The following is a 16,484-nucleotide window of genomic DNA, read 5'->3' as shown; positions in this document are numbered from 1 at the left end:
AAGTGGGACGGTTAAACGTGGCAATTGCTGATGATAATGAGCGGATTTTGAACATTTTGGAGGAAATTGTAAATAATGACGAGGAATTGACACTTGTCGGAAAGGCTGATAATGGAGAAGATATGTATCATATCATAAAAAATAAGGAGCCGGATGTCGTATTATTAGATCTGATCATGCCGAAAATGGACGGTTTAAGTGTCATGGAACTTGTACAGGAGGATAGAAACTTAAAAAAAATGCCAGATTTTATTATCATAACAGCAATTGGACAGGAACGAATTACAGAAGACGCCTTTAAAAGAGGGGCAAGCTACTACATCATGAAACCGTTTAACAATGAAATGGTATTAAACAGAATCAAACATACACACAGAGAAATACAATATGAAAAGACGCCCGTGGGAAATATTTCCGAATGCAGAAGAGAGATTGACGAAGAAAGTTTGGAGAGTCGTGTGACAAATATGATTCATGAAATCGGAATACCGGCACATATCAAAGGATATCACTATTTGCGTGATGCGATTATGATGGCTGTGGAAGATATGGATGTACTGAACGCGATCACGAAAATACTGTATCCGACAGTGGCGAAGAAATATCGTACAACATCAAGCAGAGTAGAACGTGCAATTCGACATGCGATTGAGGTGGCTTGGAGCAGAGGAAAACTAGATATTTTAGATGACTTGTTTGGATATACTGTCAGCAATGGAAAAGGAAAGCCGACGAACTCAGAATTTATCGCTTTGGTATCCGATACAATCCGATTAGAAAAAAAGCACGCATAAATATACAGGAGTTTTTATTGACCCTTTGGGCTGCACTCGGTATAATAGAAAGAAAGTGCTATAAAAATGAGTGGAGGGAAGGTCATGAAAAAAATATTATTTGCCGCTTCAGAATCAGTGCCGTTTATTAAAACCGGTGGGTTAGCCGATGTTGTCGGATCCTTGCCCAAAAATTTTGACAAAGAACAGTATGATGTCAGAGTAATACTGCCAAAATACATGTGTATAAAAGAAGAATGGAAGAATCAGTTGCAGTACAAGACACATTTTTACATGGATTTTTACTGGCAGAGCCGTTATGTAGGTGTTCTGGAGCTTGAATTGGACGGAGTGACATTCTATTTTGTAGATAATGAGGAATATTTTGCGGGGTTCAAGCCTTATGGTGATATGCTTTGGGACATTGAAAAATTTGCGTTCTTCTCAAAGGCAGTGCTCAGCATCTTACCGTTGATAGATTTCAGACCAGATATCATTCACTGCCATGACTGGCAGACTGGGTTGATTCCGGTATATCTTGACAATTTCCGTTATGGTGGAGAATTTTATCGGGGGATTAAGACTGTTATGACGATACATAATCTGAAATTCCAAGGCGTGTGGGGAACCGATAAAGTAAAAGAGATTACAGGGCTTCCGGATTATTATTTTGTGCCGGACAAGATGGAGGCATATAAAGATGCAAATCTGTTGAAGGGAGGTATTGTATATGCAGACCGCGTGACGACAGTGAGCAATTCTTATGCCGAAGAGATTAAGACACCATTTTACGGAGAAAAACTGGACGGACTTATGAATGCAAGAAGTAACAGTCTGTCCGGAATTGTCAATGGTATTGACTATGAAGAATATAATCCTGGCACGGATATCCATATTGCAAGAAATTATACAGTAGAGAACTTTAGAAAAGAAAAGGTGAAAAATAAACTTGCACTTCAAGAGCAGCTTGGGCTGGAAGTTGATGCAAAGAAGATGATGATCGGTATTGTCTCCAGATTGACTGACCAGAAAGGATTTGACCTGATCGCATATGTGTTAGACGAATTGTGTCAGGACGAGATTCAGATCGTTGTACTTGGAACCGGTGAGGAGAGATATGAGAACATGTTCCGGCATTTCGCATGGAAATATCCGGGAAAAGTATCGGCTCAGATTTATTATTCCGAACCAATGTCTCATATGATTTACGCTGCCTGTGATGCATTTTTAATGCCGTCCTTATTTGAGCCTTGTGGACTTAGTCAGCTGATGAGCCTTCGATATGGAACAGTTCCGATCGTGAGAGAGACCGGAGGATTAAAGGATACAGTTGAAGCTTATAATGAATATGAAAAGACGGGAACAGGATTCAGTTTCTGCAATTATAATGCGCATGAGATGATGCATACTGTGCGGTATGCAGAGCAGATTTATTACGATAAAAAACGCGACTGGAATAAGATTGCAGAGCGGGCGATGCAGAAAGATTTCTCATGGAAAAATTCTGCAAAACAATATGAGGATTTATACAACACTTTATAGACAAAAGAAGAGACCGGAGGAGATTGGACATGAAAATTAAAGACAGATTATCAGAAAACAGAGTGAATATTTCGTTTGAAGTATTTCCCCCAAAAACAGATGCCGGATACGGAAAAGTATTGGAAGCAACAGAAGAGATTGCGGCTTTAAAGCCTTCCTTTATCAGTGTGACTTATGGAGCCGGCGGCGGGACAAGCAAGAATACAGTCAAGATTGCATCTCATATCCAGAATGATCTTGGGGTGGCAAGTCTTGCGCATCTGACTTGCGCTTCTTCCACAAAAGAAGAAGTAAGACAAGTCATTGAGCAGTTAAAGGAACAGGGAATTCAAAATATACTGGCACTTCGCGGAGATATCCCAAAAGATGGAGCTTTTCCGATTCCCAACCACTATAAATATGCAAGTGAGCTGATTGCAGATATCAAATCACAGGGAGATTTTTGTATCGGGGCAGCATGTTATCCGGAAGGACATGTGGAGAGCGAGCACAAATCAGAGGATATTGCGCACTTGAAAGAAAAAGTGGATGTCGGCGTAGATTTTCTGACGACACAGATGTTTTTTGACAATTCGATTTTATACAATTTCCTGTACCGGATTCGAGAGAAAGGAATCACAGTTCCTGTTCTTCCAGGAATTATGCCTGTCACGAATGGAAAGCAGATCGCTCGTATCTGTGAACTTTCGGGAACAATCCTTCCTGAAAGATTTCGTGCCATAGTAGACCGGTTCGGAGATGATCCAAAAGCGATGCAGCAGGCGGGAATTGCCTATGCGACAGATCAGATTATCGATCTGATTGCAAATGGTATTCAGAATATTCATATTTATTCTATGAATAAGCCGGAAATTGCAGCTGCAATCATGACAAACTTATCAGAGATTATCAAATAAACGAAATTAGAGGGTATTATGGATATACGAACGAGAGAAGCCGTTCGGTATCTTGGATATGGAAGACATGCGATAGATGAACGAACATTACAGCTGGTGGAAGATTCTTTCAAAGAATTGGAACACATCGTAAATGCAAAATTCACCTATCGCATTTTTGAAACTACTTTTCCGGATACGAATGAGCTTAGCATAGGAAAAATGAAAATTAAAAGTAAAAATCTATATAAGAACTTGAAGGGCTGTTCTCAGGCAGTCGTATTTGGAGCGACACTCGGGACCGGTGTGGATGTGCTTATGAAACGATACAGTCTGACGGATATGGCGAAGGCAGTTGTTCTGCAGGCGTGTGCAGCTGCGATGCTGGAGGAATATTGTGATAAGGCACAAAATGAAATTGCCGAAAGTCTGCGCAAGGAGCAGTTATATCTTCGCCCAAGATTCAGTCCGGGGTATGGAGATTACTCCATTTTACATCAGGATGATATCTTACGCATGCTTGATGCTGCAAAGACGATAGGACTGACGATGACAGAGAGTTATATGCTTACCCCGACAAAGTCTGTGACGGCTGTGATTGGGATCAGCAGCACACAGGAGCCATGCCATATCAAAGGCTGCGAAGAATGTCAGAAATTAGATTGTATATACAGAAGGAGTTAATATGTTACTGGAAAGATTAGGAAAAGAGCTCTTATTTTTTGACGGAGGGATGGGGACGCTGTTGCAGGCAGAAGGACTTCAGCCTGGCGAACTCCCTGAGACCTGGAATATAGAGCGAAAAGAAACGATACGAAAAATTCATCAGTCATATTTTGAGGCTGGAAGTGATATTGTGCTTACGAACACATTTGGAGCGAACGCATTGAAGTTTCATGACGAAAATTGTTCCTTAAAGGCTATCATTGATGCGGCAGTTGAAAATGTCAGATTTGGAGCAAAGGCGGGGATCAGAGATGGGCGAGACTATTATGTTGCTTTGGATATCGGACCGACTGGAAAATTGTTAAAACCTTTGGGAGACCTGTCTTTTGAAGACGCCTATGAAGCATTCAAAGAAGTTGTGCAGTATGGGGAGAAAGCAGGGGCAGATTTGATTCATATCGAGACAATGAGTGATACTTACGAGGTGAAAGCGGCAGTCCTTGCAGCAAAAGAAAACACAAATCTCCCTGTATTTGCAACGATGATATTTGATGACAAAGGAAAACTTCTGACAGGAGGAGATGTGCCGTCTGTAGTGGCGCTTTTGGAAGGTCTCAGAGTGGATGCACTTGGGATTAACTGTGGAATGGGACCAAAACAGATGCTCCCTATTTTGCAGCAGATTGCGCAATATACTTCACTGCCAATCATTGTAAAGCCGAATGCGGGACTTCCAAAGCAAAGAGACGGACAGACCTACTATGATGTCACACCGGATGTTTTTGCCAAACAGCTCCAGGAGATTGTAAAAGCAGGTGCCTGTGTGATCGGCGGATGCTGTGGTACAACTCCAAAGCATATCCGCGCGATGATTTCAGCTTGTAAAGACTTGGAGATGACAAAGCCAACCTTCAAGAATCACACGATTGTCTCCTCCTATGGAAAAGCAGTGGAACTTGGAGATATGCCTGTTATTATTGGAGAGCGTATCAATCCGACAGGAAAGAGTAAGTTTAAGCAGGCTTTAAAGGAACATAACCTGGACTATATTTTAAAAGAAGGAATTACACAGCAGGATAAGGGGGCACATATTTTAGATGTGAATGTGGGACTTCCGGATATCGATGAGGTTGTAATGATGAAAGAGGTGGTCAGAGAACTTCAAAGTGTGACAAGTCTCCCTCTTCAGATTGACACAGTCGACACAGAGGCAATGGAGCAGGCGATGCGTATTTACAATGGAAAGCCAATGGTAAATTCAGTCAGCGGAAAACAGGAATCCATGAATGCAGTTTTCCCGTTGATTCAAAAGTATGGTGGAGTTGTTATTGGACTTACGCTGGATGAAAATGGGATTCCAAAGACAGCAAAAGGGCGTCTTGAGGTTGCAGGCAAGATTATCGAGGAAGCAAAAAAATATGGTATTGACAAAAAGGATATTGTCATTGATGTGCTTACCATGACAATCAGCTCAGAGCCAAACGGAGCAAAGACAACATTGGAAGCGTTGAAAATGGTACGGGATACATATGGAGTCCGGACTGCTCTTGGTGTGTCTAATATCTCTTTTGGACTTCCAAGTCGTCCGGTCATCAATGCGAATTTCTATACTATGGCAATGCAAAATGGATTGACGGCGGGGATTATCAATCCGTCTTCAGAGGATATGATGCGCTCGTATCATTCCTACTGTGCACTGATGAATTATGACACAAACTGCGAGAACTATATTGCACATTACGGCAATCAGGAACCGGCGAAAACAACAGTGCCGGCAGGGCAGCAAATTGATCTGAAGACAGCTATTGAAAAAGGATTGAAAGAAGATGCATACCAGACAACGGTTGCACTTGTAAAAACAAAGGAACCGCTTGAGATCATTAATACCTATCTGATTCCGGCGCTTGACACGGTCGGAAAAGGTTTTGAAAAGGGAACTGTATTTCTTCCTCAGCTACTGATGAGTGCAGATGCGGCAAAAAGTTCTTTTGCGGTCTTAAAAGAGGAGCTTGAAAAGAACGGCGGAGAGGAAAAAGAGAAAGAAAAAGTCATTCTTGCAACCGTGAAAGGGGATATTCACGATATCGGAAAGAATATTGTGAAAGTACTTTTAGAAAATTACAGTTTTGAAGTAATCGATCTGGGAAAAGATGTGGCGCCAGAATGTATTGTTGAGACGGTGCTTGAAAAAGAGGTGAAGCTTGTAGGGTTAAGTGCTCTGATGACGACTACTGTCGTAAGCATGGAAGAGACGATCAGACAGCTTAGAGAAAAAGCGCCGGATTGTAAAGTTATGGTCGGCGGAGCTGTTTTGAATCAGGAATATGCGGATATGATCGGAGCGGATTTCTATGGAAAAGATGCAATGCAATCCGTCTATTACGCACAAAAAATATTGACAAATCACAGATAGGTTTCTATGATAAATAGAGAATGCATTTTACAGAGATAAAGGAGAAAAAGCCATGAGAGGATTGGAAACACCAATTAGAAGAATCAGAAGACAAGTGTTCACAAAGGTAGCAAAGCTGGCATTTGAATCGACTCCGGAGACGCTGATCGACGATATTGAGGCTGTTCCTTATGAACTGATTAATGAGGATACGGAGAAATACAGAGAGAGTATTTACCGTTCGCGTGCAATTGTAAGGGAGCGTATGCGCCTTGCGATGGGAATGTCACTTCGCCCGGAGGATAAGCCGGTACATCTGACAGCTGGGATTGAAGAAAGTAATATTTCAGAAAAATATTATGAGCCACCGCTTATGCAGGTTATCCCATCTGCCTGTGCGGCATGCGAGGAAAAGGGATATGAAGTGAGTGACATGTGTAAAGGCTGTGTGGCACATCCTTGCCGCGAAGTCTGTCCGGTGGGAGCTATTTCCATGAAAAAGGGACGTTCCTACATTGATCAGGAAAAATGTATTAAGTGTGGGAAATGCAAATCTGTCTGTCCATATGATGCAATTTCAAAAAAAGAGCGTCCATGTGCGAAAGCATGCGGGGTGAATGCGATTGGTTCGGATAAGATGGGAAGAGCTCATATTGACAATGATAAATGTGTATCTTGCGGAATGTGTATGGTAAGCTGTCCGTTTGGAGCAATTTCGGACAAATCCCAGATCTTTCAGCTTGGAAGAGCGTTGAAAGAAGGTGGGGAGATTATAGCTGAGATCGCACCTGCATTTGTAGGACAGTTCGGACCGAATATTACACCGAGACATATCAAGGCTGCACTGCAGGAACTTGGATTCGCGGAAGTGTATGAGGTGGCGTTGGGTGCAGATATCGGCGCGATTGCGGAGGCACATCATTATGTAGAAAAAGTAGTTACAGGAGAACTTCCGTTTTTACTGACTTCTTGTTGCCCGGCATGGTCAATGCTTGCTAAAAAATATTTTCCGGATCTTGCAGATCAGGTATCACAGGAATTGACACCGATGGTTGCAACAGCAAGAACAATCAAATTAGAGCATCCGAATGCAAAAGTGGTATTTATCGGACCATGTGCATCGAAAAAGCTGGAAGCTTCCAGAAGAACTGTGAGAAGTGATGTAGATTTTGTCATTACGTTTGAAGAATTACAGGCAATGTTTGATGCCAGAGAGATCGATCTGACAGAATATGAGGCTGAGTCATCGTTCCATGACGCAACCGGTGCAGGGCGTGGATATGCTGCGGCAGGCGGTGTTGCGAATGCCATCGAAAAATGTGTCAATGAATATTATCCGGATGTGGAAGTGAAGATTGAGCATGCGGAAGGTCTTGCGGAATGTAAGAAGATGCTGACACTTGCGAAGATTGGAAAGAAAAATGGATGCCTGATTGAGGGGATGGGATGCCCGGGAGGTTGTATTGCCGGAGCCGGAACGAATATCCCGATTCAAAAAGCACAGAAAGAATTGAAGGATTTTGTGGCACATTCTTCAAAGATGCTGCCGCCAAAAGAATTAGAAGAGATTGAATTAAAATAATGCTACCTTTACGATACATAAATTCTATGATATGATGTACTATAAGCTAAGATAAAAGAATATGTGTGCGGAGGTATGTATATGGGATTTTTTGCAGCATTTGTTCAAACGATTATAAAGATGGTGATTGTCGGTGCATTTGCGTTTGGCGGAATTAAGCTTGGACGTTATTTGCGAAAACGAAAAGATGATAAAGAGGCGAATGCCTAGAAGTAGTGGGGTAAGATGAAGAATCTTACCTCATTTTTGTTCTGAAAAGAAAGGTTGATACAATGTTCAATCAATTAGTATCGGAAAAATATCGTATTTTAAACTAAGAATTGAAAAGATTAAACCGATTAATGTTGCAAAAAAAACAAAACAATGATAAAGTGTCAATATACATATTGTAAAAATAAACAAAAAGGATGGGGAAAATGAAAAAGAAAACATTAAAAATGGCGTTATGCTCGATCATGTCCGCCGTGATGCTGGCATCTGTTATCGATCCAGTGCGGGCGGCAGAAGAGCCGAGTTGGAAGACCGACATGAAAGATCATTGGAATTTTGATTCATTACAAAGCGATCAGGGTGAAAAGACGACAGCTACATTAAATGGTATTAGTATTGTCGACAGCAAAAATCCGGTATTCGGAAATGTTTTAAGATTTGGAGGCGGAACAGACAAATATTTGAAACTGGAAAATTATATCAATACCGGTAAGGATGCGACTTCATTCTCTATGTGGTATCGTTACGACACAAAAATTACAGGAGATGGAGCTGATAAGTCAGCAGTATTGCTTCAACATGAAGACGATGGACGTTCGTTGCTTACATTGCAGGCAAGTGGACAATATAATACTTATATTAATGCACAGAATGTGGCTAGTAACAAGGCGGTTCAAAAAGGTGACTGGCAGCATGTTACGGTAGTGTTTGACCAGGCAAAAAATGAAGTAACCTATTATATCAATGGAGAATTGGACAGCACAAAAAATATGGGAACTTCAAAAGTAAATAAAAAATTATCTCTTCGTCTTGGAGCTCATAAGACAGCCGGAAATACAGATCCACACCCAATGCGCGGAGATGTAGATGAATTTTATGTGTATGAAAAGGCATTGACAGCAGATGAGGCGAAAGCAATCTACGAAGATAAAGCTACTGAGTTGTACAATCAGGAATTGAAAAAACTGGTTAAAGAAGGAAAAGAGGTTATAGAGAATCAGAAACTTCCGGAAGATAATGAAAAAGCAAAACAATTAAAAGAAGCACTCAAAAAAGCAGAGGATGCTACGACTTTAGATGAAATGAAAGCAGCGTATACGGCTCTTGAAAAAGCAATTGCAGAGTATGAAGCAGAAGTTCCAGTAAAACTATCGATAGATACCGAGAAAACAATACAAACAATCGAACCGGATTCTATTTTCGGAATTAATCATCGCTATGCATTCAATGGATATGGCACATTTGATTCAAAAGAGATGAAGATGAAAGATGATTTCACAGCGTTGTATGAAAAAGCAGGATTTGGTTCTATACGCTATCCGGGAGGAACGATTTCTAATTTGTTTAACTGGAAGACAACATTGGGAGATAAAAAGGATAGAAAAAAACAAATTCATGGTTTCTATAATAATGATGGACAAGGAGGTATTGAGCCTAATTTTGGAATTAAAGAAATTGCAGATTTTGCAGATCAGGTAGATTCAGAAATCGTGTATGTGTATAGCCTTGGACGTGGAAATGCACAAGACGCAGCAGATTTGGTGGAATTTCTGAATGCAAAAGTTGGAACGAATCCAAATGGCGGAATTGATTGGGCACAAGTTCGTGCGGATAACGGACATAAAGAGCCTTATCATGTAAGATATTTTGAAATCGGAAATGAGATGCAACAGGCATGGGGAGGTTCTGATGGTACAGCTTCTCAAGGCTATTGGACAACATATGTGGATGGTGACGCTGGTGCAGAGAAAGCATACACAGAAGGTGGACAGGCAAAATTCGTACAGAAATATGCTGTAGCAGAAGAAGACTGGAATAAGAAGGCATCGCAGAGTGATGGAAAGCCGAACTTAGTGCGTTATTTGCGCTATGCGAACCAAAATCCAGGAAAACTGGTTGATGGAAAAATTGTAGAAGATCCAAGTTATAAAGCAGTTAATGATGGTGTAAAAGTGTATGTTGGTACAGATGGAAAGTTAGACGAATGGACAGTGGTATCTGATTTTGAAAACTCAAAAGCAACTGACAAACATTGTGTAGTTGACTATAGTACAGGAAGCATTACTTTTGGTGATGGGATACATGGCATGATTCCAGAAAAAGGAAAAAATATTTATGCAACTTACACAGTAGACAGAGAAGGATTTATTGATGTATCAAAAGCAATTAAGCAGACAACAGAGAAAATCAATGAAATAGAGAAGACAAATTACGAAGCAAATGTATACACGAGTTTTGAATCAAGCGGATTTATTAAACGAATGAGTGATCTTGATGCAAATAAATGGTATGATGGCATGACCATTCATCCGTATTCAGGAAGTGTGAGCGGCGGAACGAATGCAGATACATTTTATGATGATGCAATGAAGAAAGCGGAGAATGTTGGGATTCAGAAAGTGAGAGAATATGTAGAACAATTGCCGGAAGGAAAAGTTCCGGTCATCAGCGAGTATGGTATTTTTAGAAATACAGAATCTCAAGTTCGTTCTCAGACACATGCACTCTACATTGCAAAAGTAATTACAGAATATGTAAAACTTGGAAGCCCGTATATTCAGAAACACTGTTTATCTGACTGGTACAGCTCAGGAGCAGACTCTTTGGGGCCTACACAGCAGGCTGTGATACAGGTTGTGCCTCAGGAAGGAGCAGATACAAAAACAGGCGAAGGAAACTTTGCATTTTTCTCAACGCCTTCTGCACATGTATTTCAGATGTTAAATGCAGGATTTGGAGAAAATGTTGTGGAAGCGACATTCGAGAAAGAATCAACGATGAGTAATGGCGTGAAAACATTATCTTCACTTGCAAGTGTGGATAAAAAGGGAAATATGTATGTTGCGCTTGTGAATGTAGATCGTGAAAAAGATCAAAAGATAATGTTAGATGTAAAAGGTGTAGATGTAAGTGGACGTGATATTGAAATTCAGAGATTAGAGTCTGAAGCGATTACAGATGAAAATACATTAGAAACACCAAATAAAGTAACTGTTCAGACAGAGAAAACAAAGATGCCAAAAGGACAGATTATCAACTTGAAAAAACATTCTTTTGCTATTGTTAAGATTTTAACTGAAGAACAGGTAGTGGAAAAGGCAGATTACAGTAAAGTAGATGCGGCAATTTCAGCAATTCCAAGCGACTTAAGTATTTACACAGAAGAGTCTGTAGCAAACTTAAATGCAGCAAAAGAAGCAGTTATACGTGATTTAGATATCACAAAACAGGCAGAAGTAGACAAGATGGCAGAAGCGATCCAGAATGCAATCAAAGCTCTTCAGTTGAAAAAAGCAGATTACAGTAAAGTAGATGCAGCACTTGGAAATATTCCAAAAGACTTAAGCGTTTACACAGAAGAGTCTGTAGCAAACTTAAATGCAGCGAAAGATGCGGTTGTACGTGATTTGGATATTACAAAACAGGCAGAAGTAGACAAGATGGCAGAAGCGATCCAGAATGCAATCGAAGCTCTTCAGCTGAAAAAAGCAGATTACAGCAAAGTAGATGCAGCACTTGGAAATATTCCAAAAGACTTAAGCATTTACACAAAAGAATCTGTGGCAAAATTAGAAGAAGCAAAAGAAGCAGTTGTACGTGATTTGGATATTACAAAACAGGCAGAAGTAGATAAGATGGCTGAAGCAATCCAAAAGGCAATTGATAATTTGAAAAAGAAAGCCAACGTGCAGCCAACTCCTGATAACAAACCTAACAATAGTGTTACAACAGGAGACGGAACAATGATTTTATTGATGATCATGTTGGTAGTTGTATCAGGCGGTACTATTTTAATCGCAGATAAGAAGAGAAGAAGAAATTCATAAAAAAAGGCGGAGAAGATGAAAAATCTTCTCCGTTTTTAATTTGCAAATTCTATAAAGATTCCACAGGAAGCTAAATCTTTAAAAAATCCCGGATAACTTTTGCTGATTGCCTGTGCGTCATCAATTGTTATTGGTTCGTCAGCAATTGTGGCAAGTATAGAAAGAGCCATTACAATCCGGTGATCGTTGTGTCCGTGAAGTGTTACATTTCCTTGAAGTTTGACAGGACCGGTTATTGTGACTGTGCCAAAGGTAGAAGAGATGGAGCAGCCAAGTTTTTTGAGTTCTGTTTCCATTGCCTCTATCCGATCAGATTCTTTGATGCGGAGTCTTCCGGCATTTTGGAAAGTCGTTTTTCCATTTGCCTGTGTTGCAAGTGCAAAAAGCATCGGTCCGAGGTCCGGACAGTCATTGAGGTCGATGACTGTGCCATTTAATGTGCCAGGACAGAACTGATATCCGTCATCTAAAACTTTAATGCCGGCGTTCATGCTTTGGAAGATGTCGATTGTTTTTTTGTCACCCTGCAGGGAATGTAAATCTAATCCATGTGTCTCGACAGAATGGTTCAAAACGCCGAGAGATGCCCAGAATACAAGCTGAGAGTAGTCTCCTTCTACAAGTACATCTGTCGGCTGGTACTGTTGGTTTCCTTTGATCGCTAATGTGTATGCATCTTCGTATTCCACAATAATTTGGAAACGTTTCAACATTTGGATAGTAAGATCAACATAAGAGCGAGATTCAAATGGCGGCTCAATATGAATTTTTGAGTCTGCTTCCAAAAGTGGGAGGGCAAATAAAAGTCCTGTTATAAATTGCGAAGAAACATTTCCTTTTAAAGTCAGCTCTCCCGGTTTTAGTCTCCCGTCGATTATAATATTGGGATATGTCCGTACAAAGTCAATCCCCTGTTCTTGAAATAACATCTCGTAGACGTTTTGCGGGCGTTCGATGAGACGTTTGCTCCCTGAAAAAGTTGCTCTCTTTCCGGTTAGAGAGAAGAGCGGAAGGAAGAAGCGAAGTGTGGAGCCGGATTCATGGCAATTTACAACGTCTCCATCATATTGGAATGTCTCAATGCCGTCGATGAAAAGCGTATCTTTGTCTTCTTTGATACTGGCACCAAGATGGCGCATGCCCTCTATGGTTGCCCGAATATCTACGCTATAATCAATGTTGGAGATTACACTTCTGCCAGGAGCAAGGCAGGCGCAGATAATTGCACGGTGCGCCAAAGACTTGCTCGGCGGAATAGTGATATTTCCTGAGTCTATCTTTGCAGGGGTGATTCTAGCCCTCATAGACACTTCTTCCTACAGACTGGGCAACCAGCTTGGCTTTCTCAATTACATTCTTGAATTTCTCTGGTTTTAGAGACTGCATGCCGTCGCTCCATGCACATTCTGGATTATTGTGTACTTCGATGATAAGACCGTCGGCGCCTGCTGCGATTGCGGCAAGAGACATAGATTCTACAAGTTTCCAGTCTCCGGTTGCGTGGGATGGATCGATGATCACCGGAAGGTGAGTTTTTTCTTTCAGAATAGGAATCACACTCAAATCCAAAGTATTTCTCGTATATTTTTCAAAAGTACGGATACCACGTTCGCAGAAGATGACATTTGGGTTTCCGCTTGCCATAATGTATTCTGCTGACATGATCCATTCTTCGATTGTTGCACTCAAACCGCGTTTTAATAAGATTGGTTTTGTCATTTTACCAACTGCTTTTAACAGATCAAAGTTTTGCATATTGCGTGCGCCAATCTGAACCAGATCTACGTGTTCTTCAAATTCTTCGATTTTGTCTGCGCTCATAAGCTCAGAGACAATCGGAAGTCCGGTTTTGCTGCGGGCATTTACCATGCACATGATTCCGTCATATCCCATTCCCTGAAAAGCATAAGGAGATGTTCTGGGTTTGTAAGCGCCGCCGCGGAGCATAGAGCCACCGGCGTTTTTGACATCGACTGCAATTTCTTCCATCATTTCTCTGCCTTCCACAGAGCATGGTCCACCGATGATGACAATCGGTTCCTGTCCGCCGACTTTGATGCCGCCCACATCAATAATAGAATCTTCATGATGAAACATTCTGTTTGCCATCTTATATGGAGCAGCGATTCTCTGTACATTTTCTACCCATTCATTTGCAAGGATTCTTCTTTCATCTAATTGTGCAGTGTCGCCGACCAAACCAAATACATTGTAATTTTCTCCGGTAATCAGGCTTACTTTCAGGTTTTGTGATTCAAATTGCTGAATTAAGTGGTCTACTTCTTGATTTGGTGTGTTTTTTTTCAGTGTAATAATCATTGTCTTTCCCTACTTTCTATTAAAAATTTTCTTTTGGTTCGCTCTGGAAATAGAGTTGTCCGTATCTGGTCAGAAGAAGATCGACCAGTCCAATTGCTACCACGCTGTCGATGACTACACGCGCACGGTGAGCGATACAAGGATCATGTCTTCCCTCGATACAGATCTCCTCATCGGAACGTTCACGGAAATTGATGGTATCCTGCTTTTGATAAATAGAAGGCGTTGGTTTGATTGCCGTTGTGATGATAATTGGCATTCCGTTCGTAATACCGCCGTTGATACCGCCATTGTGGTTAGTTGAAGTGATGACTTTCCCATCTTTCATGCGGAAGCTGTCATTCGCCTCTGAGCCGTACATCCGGCTGATTGGGAATCCGGTTCCAAATTGAACTCCCTTTACGGCACCTACAGAATAGAGTGCGTGGGAGAGAATACTCTCAACGGAGTCAAAATACGGTTCACCTACGCCGGCAGGCATATTGATAATTGCCGTCTCAATCGTGCCGCCGACAGAGTCCAGACTGTGAAAGGCATCTTCAATCACTCGATTCATCGGTTCTTTGACGGCATCATCAATCGTTGCAAAATATTCGTCGTTGACTTTGTCCATCTGTTGTTTCAGCAGTTCTTCATCGGAAGAAAAAGAAACATCTTCGATATCCTTAATGCTTTTTAAATGGGAGGCAACATAAATACCCTTGCTTGCAAGCATATCAAGGCAGATGGCGCCGACCGCGACAAGCGGTGTCGTCAGCCTTCCGGAGAAATGTCCTCCTCCGCGGTAATCCTGAAATCCGAGGTATTTGCAATCTCCACTGTAGTCTGCATGAGATGGGCGGGCGAGCGCTTTTGTTTTGTTGTAATCTTTAGAGTGCTGGTTCTGATTTTGAATCAGAAGGCAGATCGGTGTTCCGCAGGAATAGTCTTCAAAGACGCCGCTTATAATTTGAACCCGGTCACTCTCGACACGTGCTGTAGAAATCTTTCCCTTTGGTTTCCGCTTGTCCAGCTGTTTTTTGATAAAGCCGGAATCAATTTTGATTCCGGGAGGCATCCCGTCAATAACTGCGCCGATGGCAGGACCGTGGGATTCCCCGAAAATCGTAACAGTAATGTTATTTCCAAATGTATTCTTCATAGTAATCAAATCCTTTTATAAATAAGTTCTTAAATCTGTGATTGGAATATCTTCCAATTCTGCATGACCGATTTGTTCTACTTTTACAATCGTAATCCGGTCATGGTCAGCTTTTTTGTCTTTGCCAAGATAAGTAAAAACTTTGTCTTTCTCGGCATCACAGGTTGTCTCAATCTGAAGGCGTTCCAGTATTTTGGAGAGTCTTTCTTTAATCTCAGGATTCTTGAGAATTGCCATCATACCGAGTGCCACACATTCTCCGTGGTAATAGTCGCGAAGGTGATAATAGCTTTCATATGCATGACCAATCGTGTGACCAAAGTTTAAAATCTTTCGCAAACCCTGTTCTGTCTCATCCTGCTCTACAACATACTTTTTGACAAGCAGTGAACGGTAAATAATCTGCTCAATATCAAGTTCTTCCTGCTCAAATAGTTCAAACAGTTCTTTATCCTGAATCAATCCTGCCTTGATTGCCTCCACAAGACCATTATAAAAATGTCTTTTTGGCAAAGTATTCAATACAAGGGGATCAATGAGGACCATCTCTGGCTGATAGAATGCACCGACACAGTTTTTGATCCCATCTAAATTGATTGCAACCTTTCCACCGATGCTGGAGTCTATCTGAGATAATGTCGTGGTCGGTATATTTATAAAATCGATTCCTCTCATATAACTGGCTGCCACGAAGCCGGCAAGATCTCCGATGACACCGCCGCCGAGGGCGATAACCAGATCTTTGCGAGAAAAGTTTCGCCGCAGCATTTGTGTTAAACAATCTTCCAGTACTGCAAAACTTTTTGCACCTTCTCCATGTTTTACAATGTGAAGATAGGAATTGGGAAATTGTTTTGATACCGTCTGCTGATAACATTCCGGTACATTGTCATCAGATATGATAAATATTTTCCGCTGACAGTCGATATAATCATGAAGCTGTTCCAAAAGCCCTTTTTCAAGATAGATATCATAATCTTTACTGCATGTTACGTGAATTTTCATGGTAGCTGTCTCCTTATATTAATATTAAACACTTTATCACTTTAAATTCATGATGCATATATATTACACCTATTTGCACGTGATGTAAACAAGAAATTTTTAGAATATTCATATTTCTTCTTGCATTTATACAGAAAAAAGCATAAAATAGC

General features: G+C 41.0%; 12 protein-coding genes. 8 read left to right on the top strand and 4 right to left on the bottom strand.

Features of this window, described 5'->3' with window-relative positions; translation table 11 throughout:
- Positions 1–2 precede the first annotated feature (2 nt).
- The 8 genes from spo0A (at position 3) to BQ5364_RS10360 (ending at position 11,867) form a co-directional block, all read left to right on the top strand.
- On the top strand, positions 3–794 hold the full coding sequence (spo0A, locus tag BQ5364_RS10390; protein ID WP_022250941.1) for a sporulation transcription factor Spo0A: 792 nt from the start codon (positions 3–5) through the stop codon (positions 792–794).
- Between the two features lie 84 nt (positions 795–878).
- Positions 879–2,315, top strand: a complete 1,437-nt coding sequence (gene glgA, locus BQ5364_RS10385) for a glycogen synthase GlgA (RefSeq protein WP_044987726.1) — start codon at positions 879–881, stop codon at positions 2,313–2,315.
- Between the two features lie 29 nt (positions 2,316–2,344).
- Positions 2,345–3,211: a methylenetetrahydrofolate reductase [NAD(P)H] gene (gene metF, locus BQ5364_RS10380; protein ID WP_004613842.1), complete on the top strand. Its 867-nt coding sequence runs from the start codon at positions 2,345–2,347 to the stop codon at positions 3,209–3,211.
- Positions 3,212–3,229: 18 nt separating this feature from the next.
- A complete protein-coding gene (locus BQ5364_RS10375; protein ID WP_004613841.1) occupies positions 3,230–3,874 on the top strand; it encodes a vitamin B12 dependent-methionine synthase activation domain-containing protein in 645 nt (214 codons plus the stop codon).
- Position 3,875: 1 nt separating this feature from the next.
- Positions 3,876–6,269: a homocysteine S-methyltransferase family protein gene (locus BQ5364_RS10370; RefSeq protein ID WP_004613840.1), complete on the top strand. Its 2,394-nt coding sequence runs from the start codon at positions 3,876–3,878 to the stop codon at positions 6,267–6,269.
- Between the two features lie 52 nt (positions 6,270–6,321).
- The gene (locus tag BQ5364_RS10365) at positions 6,322–7,830 is read left to right on the top strand and encodes a 4Fe-4S dicluster domain-containing protein (protein ID WP_004613839.1); all 1,509 of its coding nucleotides are present in this window, start codon (positions 6,322–6,324) and stop codon (positions 7,828–7,830) included.
- A gap of 81 nt (positions 7,831–7,911) precedes the next feature.
- Positions 7,912–8,040 carry a hypothetical protein gene (locus BQ5364_RS18455; RefSeq protein ID WP_022250944.1) on the top strand — a complete coding sequence of 43 codons (129 nt, stop codon included), beginning with the start codon at positions 7,912–7,914 and terminating at the stop codon, positions 8,038–8,040.
- A gap of 206 nt (positions 8,041–8,246) precedes the next feature.
- Complete coding sequence (locus BQ5364_RS10360; RefSeq protein WP_235837161.1) at positions 8,247–11,867, top strand: LamG-like jellyroll fold domain-containing protein; 3,621 nt, start codon at positions 8,247–8,249, stop codon at positions 11,865–11,867.
- Positions 11,868–11,902: 35 nt separating this feature from the next.
- On the opposite strand, the gene aroA is transcribed toward BQ5364_RS10360, so the two are convergent.
- The 4 genes from aroA to aroB are packed head-to-tail and all read right to left on the bottom strand — an operon-like array spanning position 11,903 to position 16,332.
- Positions 11,903–13,171, bottom strand: coding sequence for a 3-phosphoshikimate 1-carboxyvinyltransferase (gene aroA, locus BQ5364_RS10355; protein WP_004613836.1), 1,269 nt, complete (start codon positions 13,169–13,171; stop codon positions 11,903–11,905).
- Complete coding sequence (gene aroF / locus BQ5364_RS10350; RefSeq protein ID WP_022250947.1) at positions 13,161–14,186, bottom strand: 3-deoxy-7-phosphoheptulonate synthase; 1,026 nt, start codon at positions 14,184–14,186, stop codon at positions 13,161–13,163. The genes aroA and aroF overlap by 11 nt, the downstream gene beginning before the upstream one ends.
- Before the next feature lie 19 nt (positions 14,187–14,205).
- Complete coding sequence (gene aroC / locus BQ5364_RS10345; RefSeq protein ID WP_071144259.1) at positions 14,206–15,327, bottom strand: chorismate synthase; 1,122 nt, start codon at positions 15,325–15,327, stop codon at positions 14,206–14,208.
- Between the two features lie 15 nt (positions 15,328–15,342).
- A complete protein-coding gene (gene aroB / locus BQ5364_RS10340) occupies positions 15,343–16,332 on the bottom strand; it encodes a 3-dehydroquinate synthase (RefSeq protein ID WP_071144258.1) in 990 nt (329 codons plus the stop codon).
- Positions 16,333–16,484: the final 152 nt, after the last annotated feature.

Source organism: Coprococcus phoceensis (genome assembly GCF_900104635.1).
In the GTDB taxonomy this organism is placed as follows: Bacteria; Bacillota; Clostridia; order Lachnospirales; family Lachnospiraceae; genus Faecalimonas; species Faecalimonas phoceensis.
This window is presented reverse-complemented; position numbering and strand designations above follow the sequence as displayed.